The 14,805-nt window shown below is 40.4% G+C and carries 6 protein-coding genes; 3 read left to right on the top strand and 3 right to left on the bottom strand.

Annotated features, from left to right (window positions below; translation table 11 throughout):
• Positions 1 to 95: 95 nt before the first annotated feature.
• Positions 96 to 1,481, bottom strand: a complete 1,386-nt coding sequence (gene lpdA, locus QWZ01_RS03300; protein WP_290321803.1) for a dihydrolipoyl dehydrogenase — start codon at positions 1,479 to 1,481, stop codon at positions 96 to 98.
• A gap of 375 nt (positions 1,482 to 1,856) precedes the next feature.
• On the opposite strand from lpdA, the gene QWZ01_RS03295 reads away from it, so the two are divergent.
• Together QWZ01_RS03295 and QWZ01_RS03290 are read left to right on the top strand one after the other, a co-directional pair.
• Positions 1,857 to 5,111, top strand: coding sequence for a TonB-dependent receptor (locus QWZ01_RS03295; protein WP_290321802.1), 3,255 nt, complete (start codon positions 1,857 to 1,859; stop codon positions 5,109 to 5,111).
• A gap of 361 nt (positions 5,112 to 5,472) precedes the next feature.
• Positions 5,473 to 8,814, top strand: coding sequence for a TonB-dependent receptor (locus QWZ01_RS03290; RefSeq protein WP_290321801.1), 3,342 nt, complete (start codon positions 5,473 to 5,475; stop codon positions 8,812 to 8,814).
• A 93-nt stretch (positions 8,815 to 8,907) separates the two neighbouring features.
• Here QWZ01_RS03290 and QWZ01_RS03285 read toward each other — a convergent pair whose 3' ends face one another.
• Together QWZ01_RS03285 and QWZ01_RS03280 are read right to left on the bottom strand one after the other, a co-directional pair.
• Complete coding sequence (locus tag QWZ01_RS03285) at positions 8,908 to 10,086, bottom strand: AIR synthase related protein (protein ID WP_290321800.1); 1,179 nt, start codon at positions 10,084 to 10,086, stop codon at positions 8,908 to 8,910.
• A 144-nt stretch (positions 10,087 to 10,230) separates the two neighbouring features.
• A complete protein-coding gene (locus QWZ01_RS03280) occupies positions 10,231 to 12,405 on the bottom strand; it encodes a glutamine synthetase III family protein (protein ID WP_290321799.1) in 2,175 nt (724 codons plus the stop codon).
• Positions 12,406 to 12,997: 592 nt separating this feature from the next.
• Between QWZ01_RS03280 and QWZ01_RS03275 the strand changes: the two genes are divergently transcribed.
• A complete protein-coding gene (locus QWZ01_RS03275; RefSeq protein WP_290321798.1) occupies positions 12,998 to 14,620 on the top strand; it encodes an ammonium transporter in 1,623 nt (540 codons plus the stop codon).
• The last annotated feature ends 185 nt before the right edge of the window (positions 14,621 to 14,805 follow it).

Below are 14,805 nucleotides of genomic sequence, written 5' to 3'. Positions count from 1 at the left end.
AATAAAGAAAAAGCCGATAGCTTTTTGCTACCGGCCTTTTGAAATTTATTTGTCTTGATTAACAGGACAAGAGATCTTGACTTTTTAATTTTGACTTATAAATGTATTACTTCGTCGTAAGCTGCTGCTGCTGCTTCCATTACTGCTTCGCTCATGGTTGGGTGAGGGTGAACCGATTTAATGATTTCATGACCGGTAGCTTCCAGCTTGCGGGCGGTAACTACTTCGGCAATCATTTCAGTAACATTGTAACCCAGCATGTGCGCACCCAGGAACTCACCATATTTAGCGTCAAATATCACTTTCACAAAACCATCTTTTGCGCCGGCAGCACTTGCTTTACCCGATGCTGAGAATGGGAATTTACCAACCTTAATTTCGTATCCGGCTTCTTTAGCTGCTTTTTCGGTATAACCTACAGAGGCAACCTCAGGTGAGCAATAAGTACAACCCGGGATGTTGTTGTAATTTAAAGGCTCAGGATTGTGGCCTGCTATTTTCTCAACGCAGATAATGCCTTCGGCAGATGCTACGTGAGCCAGGGCTTGTCCTTTAACGATATCGCCAATGGCGTATACGCCTTCTACATTGGTTTTGTAGAAATCATCAACAACTACCTTGCCTTTATCTGTTTTTACACCGTTCTCTTCTAAGCCAATGCCTTCAATATTGGTTGATATACCAACAGCCGATAAAACGATCTCGGCTTCCAGTACTTCAACACCGGTAGCGGTTTTTACGCTTACCTTGCAAAGCTCGCCGCTGGTATCAACCGACTCTACGTTTGAACCGGTAAGTATATTTAAGCCTTGTTTTTTCAGGATACGTTGAAGGTTTTTTGAAACTTCTTCATCTTCCAAAGGCACAATGTTATCCAGATACTCGATCACGGTAACCTTTGTACCAATGGCATTGTAGAAGTAAGCAAACTCAATACCTATAGCACCTGAACCAACCACGATCATTGATTTTGGTTGTTTTGGCAATACCATTGCCTCACGGTAGCCAATAACTTTCTTACCGTCCTGTTTAATATTAGGCAGTTCGCGTGAGCGGCCACCTGTAGCCAGAATTATATGTTTAGCAGTGATCTGTTTGGTTGAGCCATCGTTTCCTTTAACTTCAACAACACCTTTTGATTTTAATTTACCAAAACCAACTACTACATCGATCTTGTTTTTCTTCATTAAAAACTGAACACCTTTGCTCATGCCATCGGCAACGCCGCGGCTTCTTTTAATAACACTTTCAAAATTGATCTCGCCGGTAGCAGTTACACCATAATCAGCAGCGTGATTAAGGTATTCAAATACCTGGGCGCTTTTTAACAAAGCTTTAGTAGGGATACAGCCCCAATTAAGGCAAATGCCGCCTAATGATTCTTTTTCAATAATGGCAGTTTTTAAACCGAGTTGGGAAGCGCGGATAGCTGCAACGTAACCTCCTGGGCCTGATCCTATAACAATTAAATCGTAATCCATATTTTTTAACGATAATACTTTTATAATTTAAACTTTTGCTTAGTACGGATTAAAGCTACCCCCATGTTTTTTACACAGGCGTTAATTTTAATTGGCCCAAAGCTAAGTAAAAGGGGCGAAATGAGAAAATGCAACACAGGCTTAGAATTGCGTGTTGCTTATTAATTACAATAAAATGCCATTTAAGCAGAATAGCACTAATTAATACATTATGAATATTATATAATATCTACCTATTTACTTGTGATTAATATTACGATTTGATGAAAATGTTGAAAAGTTTATAGCCATTGGTAACATTTAATTAACATTGGCAATCAGGTGTTTGTATACCTTTGCAGCTCAAATAATATATTATTAATTAAATAACAATTTATGAGGAAGATTTTACTTCTTTTATTCATTAGTGTGGTTACAATTGGGTTTGCCTCGGCGCAAATTACAACCAGTAGCTTAACAGGGATCGTTAAAGATTCAAAAGGGGTTTTACCCGGCGCTACCATTGTGGCCACTCACGTACCTTCCGGTACAATTTATAGCACAGTATCAAGGGCAAATGGACAATACACCATCCCTACCATGCGTGCTGGCGGTCCATACAGCTTAAAGATTACCTTTGTGGGCTATAATCCAAAAACTATTAATGACCTGGTATTGAGCCTGGGTACGCCGCTTAATATCGATATTACGCTGGATGATCAGTCAAAAGCACTGTCAGAGGTTGTAGTAGTTGGTCAGAAAAAGGGGGCTGCTATCAGCCCTGAAAGAAACGGTACATCCACCAACGTTTCTCAACGCCAGCTGCAAAATTTACCAACCATCTCTCGCAGCATACAGGATTTTACACGTTTAACGCCACAGGCTATTTCATCAACCAGCAATGCTGATGGCAGCCCTGCAGGTATAACCTTCGCAGGTCAGAACAACCGTTACAACCAATTTACTATTGACGGTGCAGCTGCCAATGACGCGTTTGGTTTATCAGCTTCAGGCACCAACGGTGGCCAGGCTGGTATTAATCCAATTCCTTTTGAAGCTATCCAGGAAGTACAAGTAGTATTATCACCATATGATGTTACCCAGGGTGGCTTTACTGGTGGTGGTATCAATGCGGTTACTAAAAGCGGTACAAATGCCATGCATGGTTCTGCTTATTACCTATTTAGCAACCAGGGTTTGGTTGGTGAGCATGGTAATACCGATACAAAATATCCTACCTTTAATACCAAAACATTTGGTGCAAGCTTAGGCGGCGCCATTGTTAAAAACAAATTATTCTTTTTTGTTAACGGCGAGAGATTAACCAGCACAAACCCATTGGCGTTTGATCCTTCACAGGCTGGTTCAGGTTCAAAATTCAACGTAGCTACCTTACAGTCATTACATGATTATGTTCAGAAAACTTACAGTTACGATCCTGGATCATTCACTGATATCAACAGAACAACCAAAAATACTTCAATATTTGGCCGTTTAGACTGGAACATCGATGCTAAAAACAAACTGACCGTACGTCATAGCTATGTTGATGGTAGCAACTACAACATTAGCCGCAGCCCAACGTCAATTGCTTTTGCTAACAGCGGCTATTATTTCAAAAGTACTACCAACTCAACCGTTGCCGAGTTGAACAGCAGTATCTCAAGCAGTTCTTCAAACGTATTGCGTGTAACTTATAATAACATTAATGACAGAAGAGAAACCTCACCGTTCCCTAACGTACAGATAGTACAAGATGGTTTAACCTATAATTTAGGTGCTGATTTTTCTTCTTCTGCCAACTCGTTAAAGCAAAATAACTTTACTTTAACTGATAACTATACAATTTACCGCGATAATCATACGATTACTGTTGGTACCGAAAATCAGTTTTTTAACACTAACAACGTGTTTTTACAAGCTTATACCGGTGCTTACAGCTACAACAAATCAACAGCAGGTTTTGATAATATAGCTTCATTTGAAGATCCAAACTCAATTCCAAACTCTTACACCCTAAATTATTCAGCTAAGGGTGGTAACGATAAGGCTCCTTCTGTTATGCACGTTGCTCAGTTCAGTGTTTACGGTCAGGATATCTGGACAGTTGCTCCGGATTTTAAGTTAACTTACGGCATCCGTTTAGATCTGCCGGCTTACTTCAATAGCCCGGTTGCTAATACAGCCTTTAACACTAATCCGAGTTTTGGTGGCATACAGAATAACCAGCACCCTAAATCTAAATTATTATTTAGCCCGCGTGCAGGCTTTAACTGGGATATTAATGGTGAGGGCATAACACAGTTAAGAGGTGGTGCTGGTATATTTACCGGTAAAGTGCCTTTGGTATGGATCTCTAACCAATATGGTGGTACAGGCGTTTCTACTATCCGTTACGCGCCAAGCGGTACCGGTGTACCAACAGATCTGCACTTTCACTATGATCCAAGCGCTCGTTTAGGCGGTGCTTATGTGCCTGCTGCCAACAACCCACCAGCTACTGAGGTTGATGTGACTGATCCTAACTTTAAATTACCTCAGATATTCCGTGCCAACTTAGCGGTTGATCATAAATTACCGTTTTGGGGTTTAGTGGGTACTTTAGAGGCCTTGTATACCAAAAACATTAATAATATCCTTTACAAGAACCTTAACATTGCACCTCAGGCCGATGTGGTTACCATTGGTAACAGCACACGTCCGTGGTATAACTTCACCCGTTTAGATAACAAGTTTACTGATGTGCTGGAATTAACCAACACCAGCAAAGGTTACTCATACAACTTTACCGCTCAAATTCAAAAGCCATTTAGCGATGGTTGGGTAGGTTCGGTTGCTTATACCTATGGTAAATCAACTTCGGTAAATGATGGTACCAGCTCAGTAGCCTTATCTAACTGGCGTTTTGCTTATAACACCAATGGTTTAAATAGCCTTGATGAGTCGCGCTCAAATTATGATCCGGGATCACGTATTATTGGTTTTGTTGCCAAAACCTTTACCTATGCCCACAAACGCTTAGCTACAACTGTTGGTTTGGTATACACCGGCCAGTCTGGTTTGCCATTTAGCTACACTTACTCTAAAAACATTAACGGTGATGACATTACCGGCAGAACCGGTAACAACAACGCCAACCTGGTGTATGTGCCATCTGCACAGGAGTTAAACGACCCGGCTGGTTATTCAAAATATACACTTGTTGACCTTACTACCACAGCAAATGGTACTACCACTGTTGTAAGAACTGCTGCGCAGCAATGGGCTGATCTGAAAGCTTTTGTTGAAGGTAATAAAGACCTGAAAAAGAACGAAGGTAAAGTGATTCAGCGTAACGGTACCCGCAGCCCATGGGAAAACCATTTTGACCTGAAAATTAGCCAGGATTTTTATATGGTTAACCAACATCGCTTACAGGTATCATTTGATATCCTTAACGTTGGTAACCTGATTGACAAAAACTCAGGTCGTAGCTATGGTACTTCAAACCAGGACGTATCATTGTTCACTGTAGTTAATCAATCAACTAAACCAACATTTACATTTGATCAAACTAAGCTGAACACCATTAATGGTAAATACCAGCCTTATTTTGTAAATGACTTCCTTACCCGTTGGAGAGGTCAGTTAACGTTCCGTTACTCTTTCTAAGTAGTTAGTTAGATTAAATTCTTAATATTAAAAAGCGGCAGCCATTAGGCTGCCGCTTTTGTTTTGTCATAAACTGGTCAAATATTATCGATAAAAGCTTTGTTAGGATATAATATATAGTATTACATATATCACGCTTATTAACCATAAGTATAATAAGCTTTACTCGTTTTATTGCTTTAATTATAAAATACTAAGTATTAGTAGGGTTAATGCTCGTAACAGGTTGCTTAAAAGTGTTGATTTTTTTTAAAATGTTGAAAAAATAAGCGCCTATTATTAACATTAAATTAACATTGTCAATTAGGCTATTAACTATCTTTGCACCTAATTAATATAAGTATAATTAAAAAAGCAATTTATGAGGAAGCCTTTACTTCTTTTATTATTATTAACCGGTTTTATGTTCCTTAACAGGAATGCCTTTGCGCAGGGGGTAACCACCGCGAGCGTAAACGGTATTGTAGCTGATACTAAGGGAGCTATACCGGGAGCAACTGTAACAATTACACATATCCCAACCGGAACTGTGTACTCTACAGTAAGCCGTGCCGATGGCCGCTATAACATCCCTAACTTAAGGGTTGGTGGGCCATACACCTTTAAAGTAAGCTTTATTGGTTACAAAAACTTTGTTCAGGAAGGTATTACGCTTACAATTGGTCAGGATCAGAAGATCAACGCCCAGTTGGCAGATAATACAACTTCATTAACGGAGGTTGTGGTAACAGGTACTCAAGGTAAGGTGATCAACTCATCACGTACCGGTGCCCGTGAAACAATTAACCGTCAGCAAATTGAAAATTTGCCAACAGTTGCCCGTTCATTACAGGATTTTACGAAATTGACTCCATCAGCAAACTCAACCGGTACTTTTAACAGTTTCGGTGGTCGTAGCGGTGCTTACAATAACGTAACTGTTGACGGTGCATTGTTCAACAACTCATTCGGTTTATCAAGTACTTTGGGTGGTCAGGCAAGCTCACAACCTATTTCATTAGATGCGATTGACCAGATTCAGGTTGATATTGCACCTTATGACGTACGTCAGGGTAACTTTACCGGTGCCGGTATTAACACTGTAGTAAAATCAGGTACCAACGAAGTTAAAGGTACTGCTTATTACTATGGCCGTGGAGTAAGGTTAACCGGTTACCACGCAGGTAATACAAATGTTCCTATCACTCCTTTTGATTACCATACAGATGGTGTTGCCGTTGGTGGCCCTATCATCAAGAATAAATTATTCTTGTTTGTATCTGGTGAGCAGGAAAGAATAAGCCAGCCACCTGCAACTGCATATGTTGCCGGTCGTCCGGGTTTAAGCGGCTCTAACGTTTCAAACGTACAAGCCAGCACTTTAGATGCTATAAAAGCTAAATTGGCAACTTATGGTTATGACCCGGGAGCTTACGAAAACTATGTTTATGCAACTTCAAGTAACAAGTTAACTGCCAAGTTAGACTGGAACATTGATAAAAATAATACTTTAAGTGCCAAGTATTTTTACTTAAAGTCATTTAAAGACCAGCCTGCCAGTAACTCAGGTATTCCAAATAGCGATGGTATAACATCTGTTGGTTATGGTACCACACGTGCACCAGGCCCTAACACTTTACCTTTCTTAGGTTCAGGTTATACTATCAACAACAACTTTAATATTGGTATAGTTGAGTTAAACAGCCGTATCAGCAGCTCAATGTCAAATAAACTTACTGTAGGTTATTCGGCTCTGAGAGATTTCCGTAACTTCCTGGGTAATGGTTCATTACCAATGGTTGATATCGGTAACGGTGCATCTGATGCAAACGGTGTGGTTACATCGCCTGCAAGTGCAACAGCAACCAGCTTTGGTTCTGAACTTTACACAGCAGGTAACTTATTAAGCACCAACATCTGGCAATTTGCTGATGACTTCACCATATATTCAGGTAAGCATGAGTTCACCATTGGTACAAGCAACCAGATCCAAAGCTATACCAACGGTTTTGCACCAGATTATAACGGTTTATATACTTACAACTCTGCATCTGATTTTATTAATGGTTTACCTGCTCAGGCTTACACCTTACGCTACTCAGCAGTAGGTAATGATTTACCTTTGGCTAAGATCAAAGCTTCTATCTATAGCGTATATGTTCAGGATAAATTCCATGTTACTGATAATTTCAGGTTAACTTATGGTTTAAGAGCTGATTATGATGTTTTCCCTACTACATTAGCTGCAAATTCAAACGCTGCTGCTTTAACTTTCCAGGGTGGTACACATGTTGATGTGTCTAAATTACCTAAAAACAGAGTTCAGCTTTCACCTCGTATCGGTTTTAACTGGGATGTTAATGGCGATCAGTCAACCCAGGTACGTGGTGGTTCGGGTTTATTTACAGGTACTGTACCATTTGTATGGATCTCTAACCAGGCTTCAAACAACGGTTTATTGTTTGGTTCACGTACCATTACAAAAGCTAATGACCCTAACAACCCACAGTTAATATTCAACAAAGATGTTAATGCTAACCGCCCGGCAAATGCAGCGGCAAATACATCTTATGAGCTTGATGTTGCTGATCCTAACCTGAAATATCCAAAAATCTGGAGAACTAACTTAGCTATCGATCAAAGATTACCTGGTGGTATCATCGGTACTATCGAAGGTTCATACACCAAGGATATCCGTGCTATTTATCACCAGAACTTAGTATTGTCTGATGCTTTTACAACACTTCCTGGTGTTGAAGGTCAAATTCAGTACAATTCTAAAAACACAACCCCTTCAGCTGCAGCAGCTACTGCTGCAAATCCATCTATCACCGGTTTGTATTATATGAGAAACACCAGCAAAGGCTTCTCATATTTCATGACAGGTCAGTTACAAAAAAGCTTTACCAATGGTTTTGCTGCGAGTGTAGCTTACACTTACACCAAATCAAAAGATGTTAACGATGGTGGCTCAACAGCTGCAACAATCTGGAATACCCGTTATGTTGCCGGTAACCCTAATGGTGATAACTTATCAAACAGTTCATACGTTCAGCCTAATCGTATCATAGCAACCGTATCTTACCGTAAGCAGTATGCTAAAAACCTGGCTACTACTGTAGGTTTAGTATTTGAAGCTTCAAACAATGGTGCTATTTCATACATTACTGCTAATGACCCTAATAATGATGGTGCTACTAACGATTTGATGTACATCCCTAAAAATCAGGGAGACATTAATCTGGTTGCTGCTCCTACAGCTGCAAATGGAACAGTTGATACCCGTACACCTGCTCAGATCTGGACTCAGTTAAACAATTTCATTAATCAGGATAACTACTTGAGCCAGCACAGAGGTCAGTTTGCACAACGTAATGGTGCTATATTGCCTACTTACAAACGTCTTGACCTGCACTTTGCTCAGGACTTCTTTATCAAAACCGGTAAAGTGAAAAATACATTAGAAGTTACTTTTGATGTGATCAACTTCACTAACCTGTTAAACCGTAACTGGGGTTTATACCAGGTTTCATACAGCGGGTTTAACAATGGTGCAACAACCGTGTTAAGATATATGGGTAAAGATGCTACAGGTAAAGCAAATTATTCATTCCCTTACCTTGATGCTAACAACGCTGTACCTGTTACAAGTTCATACAAAACAGATATCAGCCAGTTCTCACGTTTCCAGGCTCAGATCGGTGTTAGATATATATTTAACTAATCTCGGTTTCCGAAGAAACACTATAAAACAAAGAAACCCGGCCAATTGGCCGGGTTTCTTTGTTTTATAGTAAAATGATTGAAGGGCGATCAATTAATATTCAAATACCCCAAACTCTGATTTTACAGTGACCTTTTTAGTTTCGGCTTTTTCAACACGGCCAATTATTTGTGCATCTACGCCAAAGCTTTGAGAAATTGCGATAAGTTCTGCTGCAATTTCCTGAGGTACATATAGCTCCATACGGTGACCCATATTGAAAACTTTATACATTTCCTGCCAGCTGGTTTTTGACTCCTCTTGAATCAGTTTAAACAACGGAGGAACCGGGAACAGGTTATCCTTAATAACATGAAGGTTTTCTATAAAATGCAATACCTTGGTTTGCGCGCCGCCACTGCAATGTACCATACCGTGGATCTGGCTGCGATAGCTATCCAGGATTTTTTTGATGATAGGCGCATAGGTACGGGTAGCGCTTAATACCAGCTTGCCTGCGGTAACACTTTGGCCGTTACCAATATCAATCATATCGGTAAGGTTTTTGCTCCCGCTGAAGATCAGTTCGTAAGGGATAGCGGCGTCGTAACTTTCCGGATACTTGCTGGCTATAGTCTTATTAAAAACATCATGACGGGCAGATGTAAGGCCATTTGAGCCCATGCCGCCATTATATTCCTTCTCGTAGCTGGCCTGGCCGTAAGAGGCTAAGCCTACAATAACATCGCCAGGTTGTATGCGATGATTGGAGATCACATCATCACGTTTCATGCGGCAGGTAACCGTAGAATCAACAATAATGGTGCGTACCAGATCGCCTACATCGGCAGTTTCGCCGCCGGTTGAGTAAATGCCTATGCCGGCATCACGCAGCTCGTTAAGTATTTCTTCAGTGCCGTTGATGATGGCTGCAATAACTTCGCCTGGTATCAGGTTTTTATTACGGCCAATGGTTGATGACAGGAGAATATTATCTACAGCGCCCACACAAAGCAGGTCATCAAGATTCATGATGATAGCATCCTGGGCAATACCGCGCCATACAGATATATCGCCGGTTTCTTTCCAGTAAGTATAAGCTAATGATGATTTGGTGCCTGCGCCATCGGCATGCATAATGTTGCAGTATTCGGCATCATTAGTTAAAATGTCAGGTACAATTTTACAGAAGGCTTGCGGGAATATACCTTTATCGATATTTTTTATTGCATTATGTACATCATCTTTTGATGCAGATACGCCACGTTGATCATAACGTTGTGAAGAAACCATGTGCAAAACTAATGATTTTGAAAGTAAAGTACACAGATTGTGTTAATCCTAATCACAAAATGTGAATTTTACGCTGAATTTAGCGCTAACAAAAAATGGCACTAATTATTAATTAGTGCCATTTGCATAAAGTTATGCTATAATTTATTTAATAAATAGCAACTCCCTGAATTTTGGCAGTGGCCATAAAGTATCGTCAACCAATTGCTCCAGTTTGTCAACATGGTAGCGGATAGGTTGGAAGAATGATTTTACCTTTTCATCATAATCAATGGCACGCTGGCGTATATCATCAATGGCATTGGCTTTTTTACGTTCATCAACCATTTGCTCCACATTTGATTTGATAAAATTAACATGCTCGGAAATCTTGTTGATAAGATCAAGCTGTGCAGCGTAAGTGTCGCTTGCTAAGCCAATATCTTTTAGGCCTTTAACATTCTCTATCAATTTTGACTGATATGCTATTGCCGACGGGATGATCACGTTCAGCACTAATTCGCCAATTACACGGGCTTCAATCTGCAGTTTTTTGTAAAAGCTATCCAATAAAATTTCATGACGGGCATGAGCTTCCCTTGGGCTGAATACACCTGTTTCTGCAAAAAGGATATCTGATTTTTCTGATAACAATGCGTCAAGCGCTTTTGGGGTGGTTTTTACATTTGATAAGCCACGTGTTTCGGCCTCTTTTTCCCAGGCCTCGCTATAACCATTGCCTTCAAAACGGATGTTTTTTGACTCCTTAATGTATTTCTTAATAACCATTAATAAGGCAAGGTCTTTTTTCTCGCCTTTTTTGATCAGTTTATCAACATCATATTTGAATTTTTTAAGCTGATCGGCAACAATCATATTTAATATGGTCATTGGGCTGGCCGAGTTTGCCGATGAACCAACAGCACGCAATTCGAATTTATTACCCGTAAAGGCAAAAGGCGAGGTACGGTTACGGTCGGTATTGTCAGGCAATATCTGCGGAATTTTAGGAATGCCCTGCCATAGCATGTTATCCTCTTTTATCTTTTTGCTGATGCGTGAAGTTTCGATCTCATCAAGTACATCGTTCAGCTGGCTGCCCAGGAATATAGAAATAATGGCCGGAGGGGCTTCATTAGCACCCAAGCGGTGATCATTATTTACAGATGCGATTGATGCACGCAACAGGTCGGCATGTTCGTAAACGGCCTTGATGGTGTTAACAAAGAAGGTAAGGAACATCAGGTTGTTCTTAGGCGTTTTGCCCGGCGACAACAAGTTTTTACCTGTATTGGTTATCAGCGACCAGTTGTTGTGCTTACCCGAGCCGTTTAAACCGGCATAAGGTTTTTCGTGCAACAACACTTTGAAATTATGCCTGCGGGCCACACGGTCCATCAGATCCATTAGTAACTGGTTATGATCAATAGCCAGGTTTATTTCCTCATAAATAGGAGCACATTCAAATTGCGAAGGGGCAACCTCATTGTGGCGTGTTTTTAAAGGGATACCTAATTGCAGGGCTTCGGCTTCCATATCCTGCATGTAAGCGTAAACGCGCTCCGGTATCGATCCAAAGTAATGATCTTCCAGCTGCTGGTTTTTGGCCGACATATGGCCGAATAATGTACGGCCGGTAAGATACAGATCGGGGCGGGCGTTAAACAACGCTACATCAACCAGGAAATATTCCTGCTCAATACCTAATGATGCGTTTACCTTTTCAATGCCTTTATCAAAGTAATGGCAAACGTCAACGGCTGCTTTATCTAAAACGTTAAGCGCTTTTAATAATGGTACCTTATAATCAAGAGCTTCGCCGGTGTATGATACAAATACAGTTGGTATACATAAGGTACGCGCCATCAAAAATGCAGGTGATGACGGGTCCCAGGCAGTGTAACCGCGGGCCTCAAAAGTGTTGCGTATACCACCGCTCGGGAAGCTTGACGCATCGGGCTCCTGTTGCGATAAAGCATCGCCCGAGAAACGCTCAATTGCGCCGCCATCGGCAGTTGGTTCAAAAAAGGCATCATGTTTTTCGGCAGTGGTGCCGGTAAGTGGCTGAAACCAGTGCGTATAATGTGTTGCCCCTTTGCCCAATGCCCATGATTTCATGGCAGAGGCAATTTGCTCGGCCAGGTCGCGTGGTATTGGTTCGCCTTTTTCAATTGAATTGATAATACCCTGGTAAGCCTCTGTTGAAAGATATTCTTTCATTTTCTTTTTATCGAAAACATTAGCACCGAAGTAATCTGAAATTTTTGAAGAGGGCGGTTTAACTTCAGGAATGGTTCTGCTCAGAACGTCCTGTAGTGCCTTAAATCGAATGTTGGACATGATATATACGGTTTAAAATAAGGTCAACTTTCAAAAATAGAACTATCATTTAAAATATGCGCAAAAATTAAAGGAAATATCACGATTGCGATATTTTGATCTCTGATTTCCCATATTTTATAATTAGTTACTTTTTTAACTTTTGCGCAAATTATTCGTGTTTTTATTGATTATTTAATGGTATTATCTGAATAAATCATTAAAAACAATTGAATTTTGATGTAAAAGATGGATTTTTCGATAATAATTCAATTTTGAATCAATTTATAGTCGTTGTAAATTTAAAATCATCAAAAAATTGGTTAAATTTTAGTTTTGATTTACAATTTTCGTAAATATTAGATTTTTTAACGTTATTTATATGTTAAAAATTTGTTATTGTTAAAATAACTACATAATTTCAGAAAATAATTTACAGAAAACCTACAATTATTATATTTTTTATAAAATTGGTTAGAATAGTAAATATAAACCGGGTGTTTTTGGAGATTGGTGGGGAAAATATCGGTTTTTAAATTGCAATCAGACTTAATTATTATACAATCAAACTAAATTAAACTTTAAAAAACAATCAAACTAAATTAAAAAACAAATGAAAGTAAGTTCAACAAAACACAACCTCCTGAGTGCAGTCCGACAACTGCCACGTGAAAAATGGGCGCTGGGAGCTACCATTTTAACAGGAAAGATGATTGGTTTATTGCTGGTGTTTGTGGCTATGGTGAGTTTGCCGGGTATTCTGGGAACTTCGGCCCATGCTGCCGAAACGTACACCGCTCATGAAACAGCCCTGATCAATACTGTAAACACAGTATGGACACTGGTAGCTGCCTTTTTGGTATTTGGCATGCAGGCGGGTTTTGTTATGCTTGAAGCTGGCTTTGCCCGTAAAAGAGAAACGGTTAACGTTTTAATGGAATGTATTTTTGATACATGCCTTTGCGGGTTGTTGTTTTATGCTATAGGCTATGCATTTATGTTTGGTAATGGCAATGGCTTTATTGGCTGGGGCGGACTTGGAGCCGATGGTAAAACTATCACCAACTGGTTCTTTTTACAAAATACTCCTGCTACATACGGCGCTACAGGTATTCCGCTTTTGGCACACTGGATATTTCAGTATGCATTTGCTGATACCTGCTCAACCATTGTTTCTGGTGCAATGATCGGTCGTACCAGTTTCCGTGGCGATATTTTATACAGTATAGGTATTACTGGTTTTATTTATCCTATTATAGGTCACTGGGCCTGGGGACCTGATGGTTTCCTGGCAACTATGGGCACTTCAGGAATTTTCGCTCATTTAAGCTCACAACCTTTCCGTGATTTTGCTGGTTCAACCGTGGTGCATACCATTGGTGGTGTAGCTTCACTGGCAGGTGCAATGGTGTTAGGCCCACGGTTGGGTCGCATATTTGCCCGTGATGATAAAGAAAAAGGCGGATTACCTCCAGGTCATAACTTATTGATCGCCGCTGTTGGTGGTTTTATATTATGGTTTGGCTGGTACGGCTTTAACCCTGGTTCAACCTTATCAGCAATGGATATGCAAGGTATAGGCCGTGTTGCCGCTAATACTACACTTGCTGCCTGCGCCGGTGGTTTTACCGCTATGCTTGCCGCGCTTTGGTGGGGCACAACTAAAGGTAAGTTTGATTTGGCCTTTACTATAAATGGTTTCCTTGCCGGTTTGGTTGCTATTACCTGCCCTTGTTACTGGGTAAGCCCGCTGGGTTCAATATTGCTTGGCGGTATTGCAGGCTTTATCATTTTTGCCGGTGTGTATGCTGTTGAGTGGTTCCGTATAGACGATCCGGTTGGTGCAGTTTCTGTACACGGCTTAAACGGTATCTGGGGTACTTTATCATTAGGCTTATTTGCTTCAGGTCAGTTTGGTGCTACAGGCCCAACTGGTGCTGATAACTCTGCTCCGGTTACCGGCTTATTTTACGGTGGTGGTTTTGAAGTGCTTAAGGCTCAATTCATAGGCAGCTTTACTATTACAGCATCTGTATTTGTGGTAAGCTTTGTAATGATGTTTGTGATCAACAAGTTAGGTCATCCATGGAAACTTCGTATCGAAGAACACGGCGAAGCCGGTATGGGTGGTATTGATGTGTTTGATCATGGCATTGAGGTTTACCCTGTTCAGGACGAAGAGATTAGCTTAAGCGGCCTTTTTGATAAAGGTGTTAAGACAACCTCTGAAGTTTAACAGAAGGATAGATACTATCGAAAGACCTTGAAACAAAAGGTCTGTAATACCTTGTGTGGTTGGTGTGTGGCTTTTTTGCAATGGCATGGCCAACTGCACAGGGATTTTTTATGCCGACAATAAAGGATCCCGATTTAAGGTAAATTTCTGAATATCAATATTTTATCAATCAAAACAATTAACAA

The sequence above is a fragment of the Mucilaginibacter aquaedulcis genome (genome assembly GCF_030409325.1).
GTDB classification, from domain to species: domain Bacteria; phylum Bacteroidota; class Bacteroidia; order Sphingobacteriales; family Sphingobacteriaceae; genus Mucilaginibacter; species Mucilaginibacter aquaedulcis.
The sequence above is the reverse complement of the archived record's forward strand: the minus strand, read 5'-3'. Positions and strand labels throughout refer to the sequence as shown.